The organism is Pedobacter psychrodurus (genome assembly GCF_032678585.1).
Lineage (GTDB): Bacteria > Bacteroidota > Bacteroidia > Sphingobacteriales > Sphingobacteriaceae > Pedobacter > Pedobacter psychrodurus_A.
In genome coordinates, this window is record NZ_JAVTSN010000010.1 from 132,185 (window position 1) to 155,127 (window position 22,943).

Below are 22,943 nucleotides of genomic sequence, written 5' to 3' on the forward strand. Positions count from 1 at the left end.
TGCTTATAGTATTTAACTTTGAAATGCATACTTAGCCTATAAAAAATTGTTTACTCAAATTAATATCGTCCCTCGGTGGATTATTTTTGCTCTCGATCTCATATGCTGTTCCATGGCGATGGTATTCGCCTATATGTTAAAGTTTAATTTAAACCTAACATCGGTAGATATACCTCAGCTGTCAACAAATCTGCTTTTATTGCTCATGACTAATTCAATAGTTTTCTTAGCAACAAAAAGCTACTCAGGTATCATTAGATATACGAGTGCCCAGGATTCATTCCGCATATTATCATCGGTACTTATATCGACCGGCGGTTATTTCGTTTTAAACCTAATTGCTATAAGCTTTTTTACCAAGCCGCTTATACCAAATTCGGTACTGATTATCGGGGGCTTATTTAGTTTTCTTTTCCTGATTACTTATAGGATTTTTATAAAGTACTTTTTTATGTACATCAAAAATCTGAAACTGGATAAAAAAAAGGTCATTATTTATGGCGCAGGTGAGGCAGGGATGGCTACAAAAAGAACTTTTGACCATGATGAGAAGGTGAACAAATACATCGTCGCCTTTGTGGATGACGATCAGCGTAAGATAGGCAAGGCAATAGATGGTGTTGGTATCCTTGATGCACGGAATTTGGCGAGTTTGATTGCAAAACATGAGATTGATGAAATTATTTTTGCTTCTTACACGATTCCTACAGAAAAAAGAGATTCCATTGTAGATCTTTGCTTGGAACATGACATCAAGGTTTTGAATATTCCCCCTGCAGATGCTTGGACAAATGGAAAGTTACAACCCGCCCAGATCCAGAAATTAAATATTGAAGATCTGTTAAACAGAAAGGCTATAAGCATAGATATTGAAGGTATTGGAAACATGCTTCATAAGAAAAGGATACTTATAACAGGCGCGGCAGGTTCTATCGGGAGTGAAATCGTTAGACAGTTGTCAAAGTTCGATGTAGGTCTGATTATTCTATGTGACCAATCGGAAACAGCGTTACATGATCTTTATCTGGAACTTGATGAAGGGGACCGTACTAAAAATTATCATGCTTTTGTAGGGGATGTGAGGGATGAACAGCGCATGGACAAACTCTTTAACATGTATCGTCCTGATTACGTCTATCATGCTGCCGCCTATAAACACGTACCTTTGATGGAGGACAATCCCGCAGAGGCTATCAAGGCTAACGTATTGGGGACTAAAACTGTGGCCGACAAGGCTGTTAAATACGGTGTTCAGAAGTTTGTTATGATATCTACTGATAAAGCAGTAAATCCCACTAACATCATGGGCGCATCAAAAAGAATTGCTGAAATATATGTTCAGTCACTTAACAATTCCCTTGGTCAGAAGGATTTCATTTTTAGTAACGGACTGAGTTTTATCAACCGCCTGGAGAGAAGACCTGCAACCAAGTTTATAACCAGTAGGTTTGGCAATGTGCTCGGATCAAACGGATCAGTTATTCCGAGGTTTAAACAGCAGATTGAAAAAGGTGGCCCTGTGACTGTAACCCATCCAGACATCACTAGATATTTTATGACCATACCGGAGGCCTGCAGGCTGGTTCTTGAAGCTGGGTGCATGGGAAATGGTGGAGAAATATTTATTTTTGATATGGGCAAATCTGTAAGGATTTTAGACCTTGCAAAAAAAATGATCAAGCTTGCTGGATTGGAACCGAATGTGGATGTTAAAATAGAATTTTCAGGTCTTCGCCCAGGTGAGAAGCTTTACGAAGAACTTTTAAATGATAATGAGAATACCATGCCTACCCATCATGAGAAAATTATGATAGGGAAGGTGAGGGAGTATGTATTTGATGAAGTTGCCAGTAACGTTGCCGAGCTGATCAGGTCAGCAAAACAGGATGATGACATCCAGGTGGTAATCAACATGAAAAAAATGGTTCCTGAGTTTAAAAGTATGAATTCTATATTTGAAGAGCTTGACCATTTGGTCAATTAATAAAGATGAAGAAAATTTTTGTTCTGGCTGTTCTGGCCTTTTCAGTGACGCTCTCACGGGGTCAATCTACTCCCAACGTCAATATTCCATATGATTTTCAGTTTTATCAGAAATTAAATCAGCGCATCTATAACCAGGATAGTAAGTTCCATTCCTCGATCAAAGGAATCTATTCCGATGGAGGTGAAATTGCGACGTCCTATGATTCTCTGATGAAAATTGGAATTGATACCCTCAACATAGGTTCCTGGGTACATAGGAAGCTTTTCAATGAGCATCTGTTGGAATTTACCGGTGAGGATTATAAGGTCTATGCAGATTTTCTGCCGGATTTTCAGATCGGCAGAGACTTCAGCGGTAAGCGGAACACCTGGTTGAACACCCGGGGATTTCAGGTAGGTGGATCGGTAGGAAAACAGTTTTCTTTTTATCTGAACGGGTTTGAAAACCAGGGCAAGTTTGTTGATTATGTCAACCGGTATATTGTCGCCAATCAGGTTGTCCCGGGTCAGGGCTCCGGTAAACTGGGGACCGACAAGCAGGACTGGTCATATGTAACAGCATTATTGTCCTATACCCCCAACTCGCATCTCAATTTTTCACTGGGATATGATAAGAACTTTATCGGAGACGGATACCGCTCGATGCTTCTATCTGACGTGTCATCCAATTATTCTTTTTTTAGGGTACGGGCTACGCTCGGTGCTGTCCAGTATCAGACGATCTTTGCCTATATGCTCGATCCAGGTGCACCCAAGCTTACCGACGACCGTAGGTTGGGCGATAGGGGGAAATGGATGGCTGCCCATTACGTGGACTGGAACGTTACCAAAAAATTCTCTGTCGGATTTTTCCAGGCCGTGACCTGGGCAGATGCTGAAGTTGAAGGGAAACGTGGTTTTGATTTTAACTATGTACATCCTTTTATATTTTTAAGACCTGTGGAAAGTACAAATACCACCTCGCCTGATAAGATGAGGCTTGGTTTCAATCTGAAATATGAAATTTTAAAGAATACCGCCCTTTATGGGCAGTTTATGTTTGATGAATTCACAGCAAAGGAATTTTTCGCCGGGAATGGATACTGGGCCAATAAATATGCTGTTCAGTTGGGGCTCCGCGGATCTGATCTTTTTAAAGTGAAGAGTCTTAATTATCTGGCTGAATTCAATACTGCCCGTCCGTATACTTATGCCCACTTTGACAGGCTTTCTAATTATTCTAATTACAACCAGCCTCTGGCACACCCTTACGGTGCAAATTTCAGGGAATTTCTAGGGATATTAAATTACAGCTACAAGCGTTTTGATCTTCAGGGCGAAGCACTCTATTCAAGGTATGGGAAGGATCCTGAGGGACTAAATTACGGTGGCGATATCTTCAAGAGTTACGAAACCCGGTCTGTGGAATATGGCAGCAGGGTAGGCCAGGGGATAAAGACCAATCTGTATTTTGCACGCGCACAGGTATCCTATCTCCTTAATCCAAAGTATAACCTCCGCTTGGAACTGGCCGGGATATTCAGGCGAGAGAGCAGTATTAATGTAGAGAATACCGGAATGCTGACTTTTGGCATCAGAAGTAGTTTCAGAAATATATATCACGATTTTTAAGGCAGCATGACCTCTTACTGCCGGAACAAAAAAGATACTTTAGAGAACTTCAAATCTGAAGCTCTCTAAAGTGTTATTCAATAGCGTATGTTTGTTTCAACAGCGGAATAAGTATTTCAATCTCATTTTTCATCAGCTCAGCTCCTGCTTTTAGGGAAACACCATCGGTGATATTAAATTCCTGGATACCTGAACTGATTTGTGCAAGGTTGTTTAGCCCGGCTGATGATGCCATCCCATAGAGTTTATGGGAAAGTGAAAGAATCATATCGTAATCTAAAGGAGTGAGCTTTTTGTTCAACTGGGAAAATGCCTGGTTGAGCTGTATGAGTGTAATGCGGATGATCTTTTCCATTTTTTTGACATCGTTGTCCAGATAAGATTCAAGTTTTTTACTATCAAAATGGACCGGCTTGATTATTTTAGAGATTTGCGTCTCAGGCTTTTCAACACCCAGCAGCCATTTTTTTAGAATGGATTCTATGTTTTCTTCTAAAACTGGCTTTGTGATGAAATCGTCCATCCCAGCTGCCAGACTTTTTTCCCGCTCTCCCATTACATTTGCTGCTGTAAGGGCAATTATAGGGGTTCTTTTCCCATTTTCGACCTGCCGTATTTTGGCCGTACATTCATAACCGTTCATTTCCGGCATCTGGATATCCATAAAGACAAGGTCAGGAGATTCCCGCTGGAAAATCTCCAGGGCTACAAGGCCGTTCTCAGCTTCCAGTATAACGCTCTGGGGATGAATTTTTTCAAGTAGGGCGCGGGCTAGAAAACGGTTAACCTCATTGTCCTCAACCACCATGAACTTGTACTGATATCCGTCGTTCTCATCAGCGAGGACTATTTGCTCCGAATGGTCAGTAGCAACCTCATTGGTCTTGAGTCTTGAAAGGACACGGTAAAGTTCATGCATTTTGATCGGTTTCAACAGGCGGTGGTCAATCTGAAGTTCCCGGCACGCTCTGATAATCTTTTCGTCATCGGAGGAACTGTGTAGAAGTATCAAGGGAAGATTTTCCTGGTCTAACGTGAAGCTCTCCCTGATTTTTGCTGAAGTCTCGAGTCCGTCCATATACTGCATGTGATAATCCATCAGAATCGCGTCAAAAACTCTTCCTTCTGCAAGAAACTGAAGCGCTTCAAACCCATTTCTTGCCTGGTCGGCCTGAATGTTTTTAAGTGATAGCATATTCACTAAAATCGCTCTGTTGTTATCATTATCATCGACAACAAGAACATTGGTTATGCTTTCTATACCTCTCCATTCAATCGGCTCCCCCTCTTCAGATTTTAGTTTTAGATCAAAGAAAAAAGTACTCCCTTCCCCTGGTGAACTTTTGAGCTCAAGATGGCTACCCATCATCTTGAGTAGCTTATTGGAGATGGTAAGTCCCAGTCCGGTTCCGCCATATTTTTTTGTGGTTGAGGAATCCTCCTGAGAAAAGGCACCAAAAATCTTTGCCTGCTTACTTTTTGCGATGCCTATTCCTGTGTCCCGGACGCTGAACCGGTATGAATGGTGTTCATCTTCTCTGCCAAGGCTTTCTATTTTGAGTTCTATTTCCCCTTTAGTCGTAAACTTTGCAGCATTTCCCAATAGGTTGATTAAAACCTGTTTTAGCCGTAGCGCATCGGTCCAGACAAATCTTGGTAGATCGGGTGGCAGATTTAAAAGCATTTCGAGGTTTTTGGCCTGGATCTGGTAAGTTGTAATGTCGCTCGCCTGCCAGGCAATATCGTACAGATCACATTTTTCAATATCCAGTTCAAATTTGCCAGCCTCAATTTTTGAAAAATCTAGAATGTCATTAATGATACTCAACAATGAATTTGCCGACTGGTTGACGATTGTGAGGTATTGTTTTTGTGTTTCATTTAGCTGGGTTTTCAGTACCAGATCGGTAAAGCCTATCACGCCATTGAGTGGGGTCCTGATCTCATGGCTCATATTGGCAAGAAATTCCGACTTTGCAGCATTGGCATGATCCGCTCGCAGTTTCGCGATGGTCATTTCTTCACGGTGTTGGACTGCAATCGATATATCTTGCGTAAAAATCATCATTCCGCCGATAGATCCATCTAACTGATGCCAGGGCCGCATCTCCCATGCGATCTGATGTGGGGTATTGCTCCTCACGTCGATATATATATCTTCCTCCTTTTTAATGATCTTGCCGCTTAGCACCTCTTTGTGATTGGCGATCCGCTCCTCAGAAAGATTAGGAAATACATCATAGTACCATAGGCCTTCGATGTTGCTCGAGATCTGCGTATAATCTTTAATCCATTTGCGGCTGGCTGCAAGGAAATACATATCCTTATCTACCATGGCTACCGAAGCGGGAGCATTTTCGATGAAAGCAAGCAATATCGCTTTCTCCCGGGCAAGTGCCGTTTCCGTTTCTTCTTTTTGAGTGATATCGGTGGATATACCAAGGTATCCGATTATTTCCCCTTCGGTGTCCTTGATCGAGGTTATGGATAATGATACCCTTAAGCGTTTGCCGGACTTAGTGATAAAAGTGAAGGGCCGTTCTTTCTGTGGACTGTCTGCGCATCGCTTAAACACCTCAAAGCCTTTAACCTCATAGCCCAGTGTTGAGGAGAAACTTGTACAAAGTTCTTCTACTTCTTGTTTGTCATGGAGGATTTCCGGTGTCTGCTTGCCGATCATTTCCGCGGCACTGTACTCAAGTAAATGCTCTGATGCCCGGTTAAATACTGTAATTATCCCTTCATTATCTGTTGCGATAATACTCACCTCTGTGGATGCGGAAAGTACGTCGTCCAGCAGTTTTTTAGATTCCATCAGTGCCAGCTCTGCGCGTTTCTGATCGTCAATATTCTGAAGGGTACCATAAATACGGTTAGCTGCCGTTGCCGGGGATTCTGCGTGTCCCTTGGCCCTTACCCAAATCTCTCTTCCATTGAAGTCCGTAATCTCAAGCTCTAGATCCCAGTCTTTACCACTTTGAAGGCATTCCTCAATGGCAAGCTGTATCTTCTCCCGGCTCTCCCCGTTTTTATAAAAATTGAGCGCGTTATCCAATGTCGGTATGAAATCCTTCGGTACACCGTGTACTTCCCTGGTGGTTGCCGTCCAGACAACTTTCCCCTCGTTTAGGTTAAGTTCCCATCCGCCTATTTTTGCAAGTTTGCTCGTTTCCTCTAAAAGGTTCCGGGTATGGATCAATTCATTCTCGAGTTTTTTCTGATCGGTGATATCAACTGCGTTCCCAACAATGTAAGGCTTGTTGTCAAGATCTTTTTGCAGGACATTAGAATATAGCCAGATTCTTTGTTCCCCTGACTTCCGTTTCACCACCATATATCCCTTTGAATGCCCATGTTGCACTATCTCAGTCAGATATTGACGCAAATTGTTGTGCCTTTCAATTGGAACAATGTCAAAAAGGCTTTTATCCCGAAGTTCCGTTCTTCTGAAACCGAGTATTTTTGCACCGGCCGAGTTGAGTGAGATGAAATTTCCGTCCAGGTCGTGGGTGCACATCAATCCCTGCGAGCTTTCAAAAAATGCTTTGAATTTCTGTTCGCTGACTCTAAGTGCCCGGTTTTTTTCGACCTCCCTTGTCACATCGCGGCCAATGGCGAAAAGGTTTCCATTTGATTTTTCAGGTGTTGCTGTCCATTCAATGATCTTATGTTGTCCATCCTTGGTTAGCATGGTATGTGTCGGCTCGTCGGATGGCTGACCCGTTTTAAGGTTCTTCCAGACCATCGTAGCATTTTCCAGATCCTCGGGAGGAATAAAGTCAAAGATTGTTTTCTGCATCAACTCGGATTCATTAAATCCGAGCCGTTTTTTAAAGCCCGGATTTGCTTTTTTGAATTTCCCATCTGGGGAGAGTATACAGATCAGATCTTCAGAGTCATTAAAAAGGATGCTGAAATTTTTGTACTCTTCTTTTTTGCGGCGTTCTATGATCAGCGATATGGCCTCTTCGGCGAGTAAGGACAAGATCCGTTGCTGTTTAGCAGTTAATTTTTTTGGCGCCAAGTCCGCTACGCATATCGAACCAAGCGTGAATCCGTTAGGATCTATTAAGGGATATCCTGCATAAAACCTCACTTTTACGCCGTCTTCAGAAAGGGCATGATGCCGGAAACGTTCATCTTCAAGTGTATCCTCTACAATAAACACTCCCTCTCCCAGTAAGGCATACTCACATATTGCAAATCCCCGGGGAACCTCCTCTATAGCTAGACCGGTCGCTGATTTATACCATAGCCTATCCTTTTCTGCGAAAGAAATTAACGATATTTCGCACTCACAGATCAACGATGCGATCTCTGTGAGTCTGTCAAACCCTCTTTCTTGTCCAGAGTTTATGATTTCGTAATTATAAAGTGCTTCCAGACGAGCATTTTCATTTTCTTCCATTTCGATCTTTTTGTCAGGCAAAGCATTATTAATTTTTTACTTTAAGTTAATCAGTATAAATCAAAGTAAATTATCCCATACGGCTGATTTTTCTAGTGTACCAAGGCAGTTAAGGTAATTGAATGTACAGTTGTTTAGTTATTCCTTAATATTACGATTAGTTCTTGAATATCAAAAACAAAATTGGAAAAAATCATTCTATCTAGAATTTTCTATGCGTTCCATCAGTGAAAGGCGTTGGGAATCTGGGAAGGAGAATCTATAGAAGGGTTATTATGCCAATAACAATAAGATCTTTGTCAATTACTCAATTTTGAGGGCATGGTTAGGTTAAACGCTCTCTTTCTGGAACAGAGCTGGGAGCGTCTTAAGGATAAGTTTTATATCGTTGGAGAAACTTTGGTTCTTTGCGTATGTGTTATCAAGGAGCAGGCGCTCTTCTTCACTCATTTCACCTTTTCCCCGTTTCTCCACTTGCCATAACCCCGTTATTCCTGCGGGTGCAGCAAACCGCAGTACATATTTATCTGTTGTAAGTTTCTCAGCTTCATAAATTGGTAACGGCCTGTTCCCAACTATGCTCATGTCCCCTTTGATTACGTTCCAGAGCTGAGGAAGCTCATCAATACTCGTATTTCTAATGAAGTTACCGATCTTGGTTATTCTTGGGTCATTCGCGATCTTGAAAAATGCAGATCCGCTATTGGCGGCATTAAAATAACCGGCGTCCTTTTCACACCACTGGACCCCATCGCCATAAAGCGGGTATTGACATTTACCCGTCTGTGAGCAGTCTTGGCAAAGGACCGAATCCGCTACCATGGTTTGTTGCTCCCCACGGTCGATATCATACTGGTTGAGATGCATCAGATCTTTAATCTTTTGGTCAGCATCTACATACATAGAGCGGAATTTATAAAATCTAAAGATTTTAAATCCTGTTCCTGCCCGCAGTGAATAGTAGAAAACCGGCCCTTTTGATTCCAGCCATATTGAAAGGGCAACCAGAAGGAGTAAAGGAAATAGCATAATCAATGCAAAACCGGCAAAGAAAATGTCAAACATTCTTTTTGCAGGTCCGATCGGGCGTATCACGTTTGGTCTGATGGCAAGGCTTTTGGTCAGGGCTTTCCAGTTCCGGACAAAAAAAGTGATACGTTTTTCTACACGGGCTTGATGCATTGGCAGCCTGAATACATCTGAGATGCCTGCTGTAAGGGCCAGGATCCTTAAGTTCGGATTGAAATACTTTACGACCAGAAAAAAAGGTACGCTCGGCATCTGTATATTTTTGAGCGTTTCGATAAGGGAAAGGCCGCCGTTTGACAAAATTTCACTGTTTGATATTATCGCCACGATCTCAAGGCCCTGGTCTGCCCATTCCTGGGCCAGCTTCAGGCCATTGTCGAAATAGACCAGTCGCACCCCCTCAAAACTACAGTTTTCAAAAAATGAACGTTGTGCATAGTCCTCGAAGCCTACCATGGCAACGATGGGGGGCTCAACAGAGCCATTGATCTTTTCCTCTACCATCAGAAATTACTTTTTCCGGCCCGTCTTAATACCATCTTTATTCTGGCTTCCAGTTCAGCAGGATTGAAAGGTTTAACCATAAAGTCATCAGCACCGGCTTCCAGGCATTTTATGCGCTTATCCGAACTCTCCTCTCCGGATAATATCATAATTGGCAGGGAACTGAAAAAGTCGCTTGTCTTTAGCTGTTCGATCAGCTCAAGGCCATTTATATTGGGCGTGTTCAAATCAGAAATAATCAGATCTGGGATATTTCCGCTCTGTAGGAAAGTTAGTGCAGTCATTCCATCAGGCCTAATATCGATGCGGTATTTAGTCTGCAATATCTCTTCAAGTATTGCCTGCATAAATTCATCATCCTCAACGAGGAGGATATGTATTTTAGGATTATTCTGTTGGTTCATTAGTGAAGAAGCGTTGTTGGAATAGGACTTTTATGTAATTTTTTTTGCATAGTTCCTGTCTGAAAATAGCAGCCAATCATTTGAATGTACAATTGATTTTCAATAATTATTATCTTTGTTGATCCGTTAATAAATCTGAAATAAATTCAGTTTTGATGAATAATAACTCTAATTTAGGCACGGCGACATTTCAATGCAAGTATAATAAAAAAAAGAGTTAACTTTTTTTTTATTCTTTTTAGGAGTGTTAAAATCCTCAGCATTAGCTGACAAGGCCTTAGGCATAAATTCGCTTTCATGGAAACTTTGGCCCCTTGTTGTTGTTTGTATTTAGCAGGAGTTGACATAAGGCATTATGCCCTGCCTGGACGATATAATTCTAATTTACCGCTATTATAGTATAAAATGATAAACAAAAACCTTTTGTCCCTGGACAGCACCCAGCTTAACCGGCTATTTCCATTCTTTGTCCTCATTGACGCAGATATGAATATAGTAGAAGTGGGGGATAGCCTGAAAGAAATCAGTGGTAACTGTGTTGGTCAGTCGGTTTTCGATCATTTTGATGATCTTAATACCGGTGAAGGTAATAAGGGACCGGATTTGAATAGCATCGTGCTGAATATGAAAAAACAGCCCGCGCGGATAATTGGGAGATGGGAGAAGATCTTTGATCAAAATATGTTTTTTTTTGCCGGATATGGGCAATCACCCAACCAGGCTCCCCTGCCTAATGAAGGCGTTGAAGCTGATGGCATTAAAAATAACCATATGGAAAGCCTGCCTTTTGCGGCTAACAAACACAGTTATCATAACATTATCGCAAACATGAAGCTTGGTCTTCTGGAACTGGATATGGAAGAGCAGATTGTTTATGCAAATAACAGCTTTTGTGAAATTTCCGGTTACGATTTTGCGGATATTGACGGTAGAGTAGTCTCAGAACTGTTTACCGGTAGGATATTCTCGAAAGAGGGTGATCCGATAAGTTATGATAGTATCACCTCAGAGATGATTGAAATCCAGTTTCTGGATGCGAAGGGGGATAGGAAATGGTGGTTGATATGCAGGACAGTAAATTTTAACGGTAAAAATGAAGTAATCGGTTCTATCACTGTAAATTTTGAGATTACCCGTAACAAGGGACAGGAGCTCGAACTGATCGCTGCAAAATTAGAGGCTGAAAAAGCTGCCAACAGCAAGGATATGTTTTTGGCCAATATGAGTCATGAGATAAGAACACCCATGAATGCAATCATGAACATGGCCAACCAGCTTTCCAGAACCAGCCTTACCGTCGAGCAGGACTACTGTATCCAGACCATACAAACAGCATCGAAGAATCTACTGGTAATTATCGATGATATTTTAGATCTCTCAAAGATTGAGGCCGGTAAAGTGAATCTTGAATATATCGGATTGAATATTTCCAAAGTACTTAGGGAGGTTATTCAGGTGATTATTCACAGGGCTGAAAAAAAAGGGTTGACAATCCATTATTTTCAACCCCATTATGATGATATTGCTCCGGTTTTGATAGGAGATCCGTTCAGGATCAGTCAGGTAGTATTGAATCTGTTAAGCAATGCTATAAAATTCACCGAAAAGGGATCTGTATCCCTTACGGCAAGACTTATAGCAGATTTCGAGGATGCCCAGAAAATTGAAATCCTGGTGAAGGATACAGGAATAGGAATGGAGCCTGAATTTATCAAGCTTCTCTTTGACAACTTCAGCCAAGAATATGAGTCTGTATCCCGGAGGTATGGTGGGACTGGCCTGGGAATGAGTATATCTAAAAAACTGGTTGGTCAGATGGGTGGATACTTTGATGTCAAAAGCGAAAAAGGACGGGGTTCTGCCATTTCTTTTGTAATCCGCCTTAAGAAAGGTGTTGGTAGCGATGTTCCCATAGAGGCAAAATTGGCACTTAGTGATGACCTGTTTTCAGGTAAGAGAATTCTCATTGTTGATGATAACGAAATGAACAGGCTTGTTGCCTCCACTATATTACTAAACTATGGTTCCCAGATTATGGTCGCCGATAGTGGAGAGATGGCTCTTGAGATGGTGGATAAGGAAGATTTTGATCTTATTCTTATGGATATTCAGATGCCTGTTCTAAATGGATACGATACAACAAGGTTATTAAGGGATGGGGGCTATAAGGGGCCTATCATTGCGCTAACCGCTTCAGCGATTACCGGGGAAAGAGAGAAATGTATTGCCGCGGGAATGGACGATTATATTACAAAACCGATAAATGAAGAACTCTTTGTCACGGTAATAGATAAATGGATGGAAAAAAAAGCTGCAGAGACTGACCAGCCGGAAGCTGAGCTCCCCCTTTACAGTTTAGACGGTCTGTATGTCATAAGCAAGGGAAGGGAGGACTTTGTTACCAAAATGATCCAGATGTTCTGTGATCAAATGCCCATCGCAGTCAGAGATCTAAACCAATCTTTAGAGGATAAGGATCTGTCAAATATATCGAAGCTGGCCCATAAGCTTAAATCCACTATAGATAATCTTGGCATTATTTCCATTCAACGCGTTATTAGGGATATTGAATCCCTAAGTGATCAAAATGCACCGATATCTCAACTGCTTCCAATGGTCGCTCAGGTTAACAGTGTTATTGATCAAGCGGTCATTGAGCTAAAAATTGAATTAAAAAGAAGAGATTCTGTTCTATGATCTGCTTTGGCTACCTGATTGTTCAACCTTGTCTCTGGGGATATATAAAAAGCAGCTGCCCTTTTAATAACAGCGCTGCCATCTGCTGTCGCTGACGGGATTTAAGTTTTTTAACCCCGATTTGTAAGAAGATGCTCAATTGTATTATTTTGCATCCATACCATAATCATATGGAACAATTTTCTTCGTTTTTAAAATCAGAAAATTTTTTCCGATGAAATCCAGCAAAATACCCTTACCGTACTGATTGCTGGCAATCACGGGATCGTTTATCGCGGAGTAAAAGGCCTGCTGTCAGAAATTTGGCCCGATCTGATAGCTATATATGCGGATACTTTTCAGAAAGCAATGGACCAAAACCGGAAATCCCCAAGCTTACTATCATCGATGCTGATATTCCCGTAGCTAATGGTCTGAAAACTTATATGTGAGCTCTAGGGCCGTTTACTCTGATTCAAATCCTGGTTTTTACCGAACCAAAGGAAAATATTTATGCCGTCCCATAATTAAAAGCCGGAGCATCTGGTTTTGTTGCGGAAAATGCCCCATAATCAGAGATCGTTATCGCAGTCACTAAAATATTGTCCGGAAGTCGCTATTCGAGTCCGGCAGTCAAAGAAGATATGTTTAATAAATTTATTTAAAAAGGATTATGATAATTTTCACACAAGACCCTCTGGGCGCAAACTAAAAGTTGCCGAACTGCCTGCCAAAGGAATAGGTGTCTTGGATATATCAAAACAATTACTACAACTAATGGGAACAATAAGTACTTATCAAATTCGCTTTTTGAAAAAAATTAAGGTTAACAATACAATGAACTGGCAGAAAAAATCAGGATTTAAAAAGTTTGACGAGAAGATGCGTTTATCATGGCCGGATGTGGTACTCGTACCCTTTCAACCACATTAGGTCAAAGCAAGCATGAAAACTTTAATTGCTTGAAATTCTTTGGGCATACTGATATCTTTTAATCCGGATCAATTGTATTTCAGCATTTTTTCTAAACCAAAATACATCTAAAGAACCATTGTTAAGACATCGATCCCGTTTCTGCCTGAGCTTTTGTATTTCATCCGGCCAACTTATCTGTAACCCGTTTAACTGCAACTTTTTTAACGGTGTTAATAATGGCATTTTTATCATATCCGCATTCTGCCCAAAGCTCGGCCTGTTCTCCATGGTCTATAAATTGGTCAGGGATCCCAAGTCTGACTACCTGCGCATTATAGGCATTGTCGGCCATAAATTCCAGGACTGCAGATCCCATACCTCCCTGTAAAGAGCCGTCTTCTATAGTTATTATATATTTGTATTTTGAAAACGCCTCGTGGAGCAAATGCTCATCAAGCGGTTTAACAAAGCGCAGGTCATAGTGAGCGGGATAAATACCTTCGGCATTCAGTTCTGAACGCGCCTCCACAGCAAAATTCCCTACATGGCCAATAGTAAGTATGGCCACCTCTTCACCATCACAGATTTTACGTCCTTTCCCGATTTCCAGTGCTTTGAACGGTCTTTTCCAATCTGGCATCACTCCGTTTCCCCGAGGATAACGGATCACAAAAGGTCCTGTGTTTTCCTGTTGGGCAGTAAACATGAGATTTCTTAATTCCTCTTCATTCATTGGAGAAGAAATTATCAGATTGGGTATACAGCGCATGTAGGCAATATCGTATGCTCCATGATGGGTAGCCCCGTCAGCGCCTGCAAGGCCCGCCCGGTCCAGACAAAATACCACATTGAGTTTTTGGATGGCCACATCATGTATTACCTGGTCATATGCTCTCTGCATAAAGCTGGAATAGATATTGCAGAAAGGAACCAGTCCCTGTGCTGCCAGGCCGGCAGAAAAAGTAACTGCATGCTGTTCGGCAATACCAACGTCAAATGCCCGTTTCGGCATCGCTTTCATCATTATGTTCAACGAAGATCCTGAAGGCATTGCAGGGGTAATACCTACAATTTTATCGTTAGCCTCAGCAAGCTCAACCATTGTATGTCCAAAAACATCCTGATACTTCGGAGGCTGGGGCTTATCTGGAATGCTTTTTTTGATCTCACCGGTAATCTTGTCAAAAAGGCCTGGTGAATGCCATACGGTTTGGTCTTTTTCTGCCAATGCAAAACCTTTACCTTTTACGGTAATGCAGTGAAGTAGTTTTGGTCCTGGGATAGCAGATAAATCTTTTATAGTCTGTGCCAAACGTTTTACATCATGTCCGTCAACCGGCCCAAAATACCTAAAGTTTAAGGATTCGAAAAGATTACTCTGTTTCAATAAAGTTCCTTTAATGCTTTTTTCTATTTTCTTCACGTACTTGTGTGCATTCGGGCCAAGTTTGGAAAGTCCGCTGAGTACATGAGAAATATCATCACGGAAACGGTTGTACGATTTCGAAATGGTAATACTGGTTAAATATTCTTTAAGTGCACCAACATTTGGGTCTATAGACATGCAGTTGTCGTTCAGGATCACGAGTACATTGCTGTTTTCGATCCCTGCATGATTTAAGCCTTCAAAGGCCAAACCAGCCGTCATGGCACCATCACCAATAATGGCTACATGTTGCCTACCTGTTTCGCCTTTTAACTGCGAAGCCACAGCCATACCCAAAGCTGCCGAAATGGAAGTAGAAGAATGGCCTACGCCAAAGGTATCATACTCACTTTCAGAAATTTTAGGGAAACCACTAATGCCACCATATACGCGGTTGGTGTGGAACAAATCTCTGCGGCCGGTTAAAATTTTATGTCCATATGCCTGATGGCCTACATCCCAAACCAATTTATCATATGGGGTATTCAGCGCATAATGTAAGGCCACTGTTAATTCGACAACGCCTAAGCTTGAAGCGAAATGACCTCCGTTAACACTTACAACATCGATAATATATTGTCGTAATTCCTGGCTTATTTGTTCCAAGTCAGATTCACTATATTGCTTTAAATCAGCGGGATAGTTGATTTTAGATAATAGGGGGCCAGCTTTTACTTGCATTCGAATTTATGGTAAAAAACAAGCTACAAAGTAAGGCAAATTTGTTTTAATATGGAAGAGAAAAATAGTGGTTTATTCGCGGGCGTCAACGACTGTCGTTGAGGGCTTAGCGCTAAGCGGTTGGCGATAAGCGCTGAGCGGTTAGGGTTTAGGTTTTAGTGTGTAATGTTTAGGATTGCTTGGGACTAAAAATTTTCATTATGTTTGTTGCTATACATGCAGGCAGAGAATTTTGAGATAAAACTTCCGGTCTTCGAGGGACCCTTCGATTTGTTGCTGTTCTTTATCGAACGCGATGAACTTAGTATTCAGGATGTGGAGATTGCGAAGATTACCAATGATTTTTTGGCCTTTATCCATCAGCTCCTATCTTTAAATGTTGAAGTGGCCAGCGAATTTATTCTGGTAGCGGCCACCTTAATGCGCATTAAGTCTAAAATGCTTTTACCCCGGATTGAGGTTGATGAAGCTGGAAACCAAATCAACTCTGAGCAGGATCTGATCGCCAGGCTAATTGCCTACAAACAATTCAAATCTGCTGCCGAAGAAATGAAAATTTTTGAAGAAGAACGGTTGAAGCAAGACCATAGGGGCAACATTGCATACGATCTGACTTTGGCAGCCGCCTCTTCTACCCATCAGGACGAACTTTTATCACTGGATTTGTATAAACTTTTAACCGTTTATCACCGCACGATGCAGAAGTATGAGCTGCGCAGCGAGGAGGTTAAACACACCGTTGTTCAATATCCCTATACCATCGAACAGCAAAAACACTTTATCGCCAATCTGCTCGATATCAATAAACAGATCGATTTTGCCCTGGTGCTTAAAAATTCGGAAAATAAAGTGCATTTCGTGTATAATTTCCTGGCTATTTTAGAAATGTTGCAGCAACAAATCGTAGAGATAACCATTGGGAGCGGCTTTAACAACTTTAATGTGAAAGCATTATCTTAATAGGGCCTAAATTAAATTTGAAATTCTTACTTTTGCCAAAAAAATACAACCTAATATAATGATGACACGCGACAACCAAATTTTTGAACTTATTGATAAGGAGTTAAACCGCCAAGAGCATGGTTTAGAGCTTATTGCATCAGAAAACTTTGTAAGCAAGCAGGTAATGGAAGCTGCCGGATCGGTACTGACCAATAAATATGCCGAAGGCTTACCGGGAAAACGTTATTATGGCGGTTGCCAGGTAGTAGATGTGGTAGAGCAGATTGCGATCGATAGGGCAAAAGAATTGTTCGGTGCAACTTGGGTAAACGTTCAGCCACACTCGGGTGCACAGGCCAATGCAGCTGTAATGCTTGCGGTTTTACAGCCAGGTGATAAAATATTAGGATTTGACCTTTCTCATGGTGGCCACTTAACACATGGCTCACCTGTTAACTTTTCGGGTAAATTATATCAGCCCTTATTTTATGGTGTTGAAAAAGAAACCGGACTGATCGATTATAAAAAATTAGAAGAAGTTGCTTTAGCTGAAAAGCCAAAATTGATTATCTGCGGTGCATCTGCATACTCACGTGAGTGGGATTATGCTTTTATCCGCGCAGTAGCTGATAAAATTGGTGCTTTGGTTTTGGCAGATATTTCTCACCCGGCGGGTTTAATTGCAAAAGGATTGTTGGCCAACCCACTTCCGCACTGCCATATTGTAACCACTACTACCCATAAAACCTTGCGTGGCCCACGTGGCGGTATGATTATGATGGGGCAGGATTTCGAAAATCCATGGGGATTAAAAACACCAAAAGGCGAAATCCGTTTAATGAGCAATTTGCTTGATATGGCCGTTTTCCCGGGTACACAAGGTGGGCCGTTAGAGCACATTATTGCAGCTAAAGCAATTGCTTTCGGCGAAGCCTTAAGTGATGAATACGGAACATACATTAAACAAGTTGCTGCTAACGCACAGGCTATGGCCAAAGCATTTGTTGCTAAAGGTTATGGCATTATTTCGGGCGGTACAGATAACCATTTGATGCTGATCGATCTTCGCAATAAAAACATCACTGGTAAAGTGGCTGAAAATGCATTAGAGAAGGCAGAAATCACAGTGAACAAGAATATGGTTCCTTTTGATGATAAATCACCATTTGTAACTTCTGGTATCCGTGTAGGTACTGCTGCAATTACCACGCGTGGTTTAAAAGAAACAGAAATGGACCAGATTGTTGAATTAATCGATAGGGTTTTAACCAATCCGGAAGATGAAGCTAATCTGAACGCCGTGAAAGCTGAAGTAATTAAATTGGTAAGCGCATTCCCGCTTTATAAATAAGATAAGTTTCCTGAGCCTACTTAGGATAGAAAAGCAATTGCATTAATTTGCAGTTGCTTTTTTATTGATCAAAGTTTTTTAGCGCTAATGCTTTAAAACAAACGTTTGTTTTATATATTTAGCGAATTAATGAAGATATAAATTTATGTGTGGAATTGTAGGCTATATAGGCTATAGAGAAGCTTGGCCAATTGTATTGAAAGGTCTTAAAAGATTAGAATACCGTGGTTATGATAGTGCCGGTATAGCACTAATGAATAATGATGGTCAGCATATTTATAAAAAAGCAGGGAAAGTATCTGTTTTAGAAGAATTTGCTGAAAGCATGGATAAAACCGGCACGAGTGGAATGGGGCATACCCGTTGGGCTACGCATGGCGTGCCTTCCGACCTCAATTCTCATCCACATACATCAAATAGGGGTAAACTTTCCATTATTCACAATGGTATTGTCGAAAACTATGCTACACTAAAGGAAGAGCTGATTAGTCGTGGCCACGAATTTAAAAGCGATACCGATACAGAAGTATTAATCCATTTGATTGAAGAAATTCAGGAAATAGAAAAAATTGATTTATTGGAAGCCGTGCGTTTAGCCTTACACGAAGTGAATGGCGCTTATGCAATAGTGATTATGGATAAGGACAATCCGGACCAACTAATAGCCGCCAGAAAGGGAAGTCCGATGGTGATAGGCGTTGGCAAGGGAGAATACTTTATTGCTTCTGATGCTACACCAATTATAGAATACACTAAAAATGTAATTTATCTAAAAGACGGCGAAATTGCTTTGGTTACCAGAGAAGATCTTTTGATTAAACATTTAGACAATGTTGTTCAAACTCCACAGATCCAGGAATTGGAGTTAAAGCTCGAAATGTTAGAGAAAGGCGGTTTCGATCACTTTATGTTAAAAGAGATCTATGAGCAGCCACGTTCTATTAAAGATTGTATGCGCGGCCGTATTTATCCCGAAGAAGGAAAGGTACAGCTTGGAGGGATTAAAGAATTTGCTGAGAAATTAAAAAATATAGATCGGATTATCATTGTTGCCTGCGGAACATCATGGCACGCAGGCCTGGTTGGCGAATACCTGATTGAAGAATATGCCCGCATTCCTGTTGAGGTTGAATATGCTTCTGAATTCAGGTACAGAAATCCAATTATTACCGAAAAGGATGTTGTAATTGCCATTTCACAATCCGGAGAAACTGCCGATACCATGGCCGCCATCGAAATGGCAAAAGAACGTGGGGCTACTATCTTTGGCATCTGTAATGTTGCTGGTGCATCAATCCCACGCTTAACCCACGCAGGGGTATACACCCATGCCGGACCAGAAATTGGCGTAGCATCGACAAAAGCTTTTACGGCACAAGTAACGGTTTTAACACTGATGGCTTTTTATATGGCCCAGCAAAAAGGAACCATTACCACTTCAAAATTAATCGAGCTTTTAACCGAGCTGGATAATATTCCTGAAAAAATCCAGATTGCTCTTGAATCAAACGACCTGATTAAAGAAGTTGCAGAAAAAATTAAAGATTCTACCAATTGTTTGTTCTTAGGTAGGGGGAGTGGTTTCCCTGTAGCGTTAGAAGGTGCTTTAAAACTGAAGGAAATCTCCTATATCCATGCAGAAGGTTACCCTGCTGCGGAAATGAAACATGGACCTATTGCATTAATTGATGAAGAAATGCCAGTGGTTTTTATCGCAACGCAAAACTCGTCTTACGAAAAAGTGATCAGCAATATACAGGAAGTAAAAGCAAGGAAAGGAAAGGTAATTGCTATTGTAACCCAAGGCGATACCGAGGTTAAAAAAATGGCTGATTATTGTATCGAAATTCCTTATGCAAACGAGGTATTCTTGCCGCTTTTGGCTACCATTCCTCTTCAGCTACTGTCATACCATATTGCGGTAATGAGAGGCTGTAATGTTGATCAACCCAGAAATTTGGCTAAATCGGTAACGGTTGAATAATTTTATCACAAAACAAATAAATAAAAGCAGTTGCATTAATTTGTAGCTGCTTTTGCTTTATAATTTCTAGTAAGTACCAGAGTGCAATTGGATAACCAATGTTAATCCTGCAATCCTAAAATTCTAGTAAAAGTAAAGGGCCGATATTCTCTGTAGAAATATCGACCCTTACCATCTAAATTAACGCTCTCGAATATATAAACGTAAATTCTTTCCGATTTGTTTCAGAAAATGTAGAAAAATTAATTATTTCTCATAACTACCTAAGGTTGAGGGAGAAAATCTGTTATTGCCTTTTATGTCTTTATTGAGGTAATTGATATAATAAGAATCTGTACTTAAATCGTAGCCTTTTTTCCTGGTTGCACTATTGACCGACACTTCAAAATTTTCTAAATCTTTATCGATAAAAAGCGGATCGGTATTTAAAATATTCCCATTGCTGCTATAACTGTTATTGGTACTACGGATTAAGTTGTTCCGCAAATTAAGCTGTACCATGGCTGAGGTTTTCTTTTGTATGTCCAGCTCGTTGATTAAACTGCCCCAAATGATATTGTTTGTGATATCTAACTGCAGGTTGTTGTAAATACTGTTTGATAAATAATCTGAAAAACTAAGCGAGGCCGTTTTACGCGGAAAATTGAGGTTGTATCCTGCAAAAGTATTCTGTTTCAGGTTGTAATTTCCTCCGCCCACAGCATAAATTAAATAGTTGCCGCAGTTATACATGAGGTTATTAAAGGCCAACAATTCGGAATGGTAACCAATATAGGCTGCCACCTGCATATTTTTGATGATACTGTTGCTTAAAATTAATTTAGGATTGGCGTTGGATGATAATGAATCTGAAGTAATACCAACAGATGCATTTTTGATCGTTGCATTTTTGATTAAGCCATTGCCATTGCGCTTTAAAAAAATACCTTTCCATTGGCCAGGCTCATCACTGTACAACTTTTCTAGCCTATCGCTACAAAACAATACAGGTTCGGCAACAGTTCCATTCACAATCAGGTTTCCCTCTACGTTTAGATTGGCATCTTTATGAAAATAAACTTTGGCGCCCGGCTGGATGCTCAACGAAACACCGTTTTTAAGGGTTAGTGCGCCACTGATTATATATGGTAGCGATTTTGTCCAGGTTGTATTGCTGCTTATGACCGATTCGGTGATAAATATGGCGTTTTGGCCATAAGCAGAAAGGTGAATCATCTGCCTGTTGCCATTTGTATTTAATATAATGGAATCCTGAACCAAAAAAGGAAGATTTTGTGCGTTTGGATTAATGGTCACTTTTACAAATAGGTTTATAGAGTCCTGGCCCCTTATAACCAGGTCGGTTTTATTAAATGTATTTGCACCATTAATATTCAAACTAAAGGCGGAGGTACTACCGCCGGCCAAGCTAATTTCCGAAACTTTAACCGCGTCGTTATTTTGGTTAACAATTTTTATCCGTTTCGTTGTAGAACCTATCGAGGTAAAAATGGTGTCGAATAAAAGTTTGCTATTTTCGATGCTCAACCTGGCATTTGCGTCAGTGGTTATGCGTTCTCCTTTCCGGCAAGCTGAAGCAAAGAACAAGATTGATAATACTAAATAAATAATGGAACGCATAAATCAAACTTAGATAATTGTTTGAGTACTTACAATAGTATCAATAATTATCCTGATACAATTACAGCAAATGCCAAGGCTGCGATACTCACTTTGGCCGCACCATTGTTCAAAAGTGCTGTTGCACATGCTTCTAAAGTTGCGCCTGTTGTGATTACATCATCAATCAATAAAATATTTTTGCTGGCAATGTTAAGTGGTGCATTTATCTTAAAACATCTTGCATGTTCTCGTACCGGTTATATCTGCCTTTTTTGGTTTGACTTTCGGTAGCCATATTCCGCACTAAATTATTTTCACTAAAGGCAATCTCCATTTTGGCTGGTATGCGCTCGGCAATAAATGTACATTTGTTGTATCCTCTATATTAATATTTTTTGTGATGCAACGGAACAGGAATAATTTAGTTAACGTCTTGATAAAGTGCGCTCGTTTTTAGCCTTTCCCCCAGCATATTCCCTAATAGTATGCCAACATCCGTTCTGCCGTTGTATTTTACTTGTGGATTAGACTTTAAACCTTTGCGCCTTTTCTAAAGTATAACATGGCCATTACGGCATTAAATGGCAATCGACCCCATAATTGTTTGGCTACCCTGTTTTCTGCATGTTGATGATAGTCGGTAAAGGGCAGGTCGTATAAACATTTCGTAAAAATCAAATGCTCGCTGCGGTATAACGCTACGCCACAGGCATTGCAAAGGTTTGGGAATAACAGCCCAAATAGATCGGTATAACATTGTTTAGCAAGTAACATCTAACTAATTTATAAAATATTTATTAAGAAATAATGTGATTTTGTGAAAGTTAGGAGCAAAAGTTATTCGTTTTTTTGGAAAAGCAGGTTTGGTGCTACTGTATTAATGTGTTCCCGCTTTTCATTACAAGTCCTCGCTGCGCTGTAGGCTTTCCATTCCATCCGATAGCTATCGAATCGGGTTTAGGTGGCAGGGGCTTCCTGATTTTTAAATGGCCATGCGCAGGGAAAACTCCGGATTCTGACATTAGGCAAACCCCTAAACACCGTTTTATTGAAAAAGTTTTGGCCTGTTCGATATTTTTTCTTCTTGAAAACCATGCGGTTACGGTAAAGCTGCCGTCAATCTTAAGATTTTGTTTGTGCGTACGATAAAATTCCCTACTTTTGCATCCCGCTTCGGAGGAAGGGTTTTGAATGAAAGGATGGCGCAGGAGATCGGAGGGCAGGATTTATTTTAGAATAAATATTGCAGGTGAAGAAAAGATTGCTACCTTTGCAGCCCGGTTCGGAAGAACGGAAAGCCAGTTTAAGACTGGCATATTGAAATAAGGGAAAAGAGGGAAAGAGGGAAGAAAAAATAAAATTTATTTTATTTGGAAATCCGGAAAAGATCCTTACCTTTGCACTCCCAACCGAAAGGAAGGGGA

The 22,943-nt window shown here is 40.8% G+C and carries 13 protein-coding genes; 6 read left to right on the forward strand and 7 right to left on the reverse strand.

From position 1 onward, the window contains the following. Positions 1-46 precede the first annotated feature (46 nt). Entirely contained in the window at positions 47-1,984 is a 1,938-nt protein-coding gene (locus R2S57_RS08985; protein ID WP_316844711.1) for a nucleoside-diphosphate sugar epimerase/dehydratase, read from the forward strand. A 5-nt stretch (positions 1,985-1,989) separates the two neighbouring features. Then, complete coding sequence (locus R2S57_RS08990; protein ID WP_316844712.1) at positions 1,990-3,597, forward strand: gliding motility protein RemB; 1,608 nt, start codon at positions 1,990-1,992, stop codon at positions 3,595-3,597. A 73-nt stretch (positions 3,598-3,670) separates the two neighbouring features. Here R2S57_RS08990 and R2S57_RS08995 read toward each other — a convergent pair whose 3' ends face one another. From R2S57_RS08995 to R2S57_RS09005, 3 genes are all read right to left on the reverse strand, one after another. Beyond that, the gene (locus tag R2S57_RS08995; RefSeq protein ID WP_316844713.1) at positions 3,671-8,005 is read right to left on the reverse strand and encodes a PAS domain S-box protein; all 4,335 of its coding nucleotides are present in this window, start codon (positions 8,003-8,005) and stop codon (positions 3,671-3,673) included. Positions 8,006-8,335: 330 nt separating this feature from the next. Further along, positions 8,336-9,538, reverse strand: a complete 1,203-nt coding sequence (locus tag R2S57_RS09000) for a sugar transferase (RefSeq protein ID WP_316844714.1) — start codon at positions 9,536-9,538, stop codon at positions 8,336-8,338. Next, positions 9,538-9,942: a response regulator transcription factor gene (locus tag R2S57_RS09005; RefSeq protein WP_316844715.1), complete on the reverse strand. Its 405-nt coding sequence runs from the start codon at positions 9,940-9,942 to the stop codon at positions 9,538-9,540. The genes R2S57_RS09000 and R2S57_RS09005 overlap by 1 nt, the downstream gene beginning before the upstream one ends. 405 nt (positions 9,943-10,347) lie before the next feature. Between R2S57_RS09005 and R2S57_RS09010 the strand changes: the two genes are divergently transcribed. Beyond that, entirely contained in the window at positions 10,348-12,639 is a 2,292-nt protein-coding gene (locus tag R2S57_RS09010) for a response regulator (protein ID WP_316844716.1), read from the forward strand. A 1,072-nt stretch (positions 12,640-13,711) separates the two neighbouring features. Here the strand turns inward: R2S57_RS09010 and dxs are convergent. Beyond that, positions 13,712-15,640, reverse strand: coding sequence for a 1-deoxy-D-xylulose-5-phosphate synthase (gene dxs / locus R2S57_RS09015; RefSeq protein ID WP_316844717.1), 1,929 nt, complete (start codon positions 15,638-15,640; stop codon positions 13,712-13,714). Between the two features lie 216 nt (positions 15,641-15,856). Between dxs and R2S57_RS09020 the strand changes: the two genes are divergently transcribed. The 3 genes from R2S57_RS09020 to glmS all read left to right on the forward strand — a co-directional run bounded on the left by R2S57_RS09020 (position 15,857) and on the right by glmS (position 19,917). Next, positions 15,857-16,600, forward strand: coding sequence for a segregation and condensation protein A (locus tag R2S57_RS09020; protein WP_316844718.1), 744 nt, complete (start codon positions 15,857-15,859; stop codon positions 16,598-16,600). A gap of 61 nt (positions 16,601-16,661) precedes the next feature. Then, a complete protein-coding gene (gene glyA, locus R2S57_RS09025) occupies positions 16,662-17,933 on the forward strand; it encodes a serine hydroxymethyltransferase (RefSeq protein ID WP_316844724.1) in 1,272 nt (423 codons plus the stop codon). A gap of 145 nt (positions 17,934-18,078) precedes the next feature. Next, positions 18,079-19,917 (forward strand): glutamine--fructose-6-phosphate transaminase (isomerizing), encoded by a 1,839-nt coding sequence (gene glmS, locus R2S57_RS09030; protein WP_316844719.1) that lies wholly within the window; start codon positions 18,079-18,081, stop codon positions 19,915-19,917. A 246-nt stretch (positions 19,918-20,163) separates the two neighbouring features. On the opposite strand, the gene R2S57_RS09035 is transcribed toward glmS, so the two are convergent. The 3 genes from R2S57_RS09035 to R2S57_RS09045 form a co-directional block, all read right to left on the reverse strand. After that, a complete protein-coding gene (locus R2S57_RS09035) occupies positions 20,164-21,537 on the reverse strand; it encodes a hypothetical protein (RefSeq protein WP_316844720.1) in 1,374 nt (457 codons plus the stop codon). Between the two features lie 47 nt (positions 21,538-21,584). Beyond that, positions 21,585-21,707, reverse strand: coding sequence for a hypothetical protein (locus R2S57_RS09040; RefSeq protein ID WP_316844721.1), 123 nt, complete (start codon positions 21,705-21,707; stop codon positions 21,585-21,587). Between the two features lie 343 nt (positions 21,708-22,050). After that, on the reverse strand, positions 22,051-22,293 hold the full coding sequence (locus R2S57_RS09045; protein ID WP_316844722.1) for a hypothetical protein: 243 nt from the start codon (positions 22,291-22,293) through the stop codon (positions 22,051-22,053). Between the last annotated feature and the right edge of the window lie 650 nt (positions 22,294-22,943).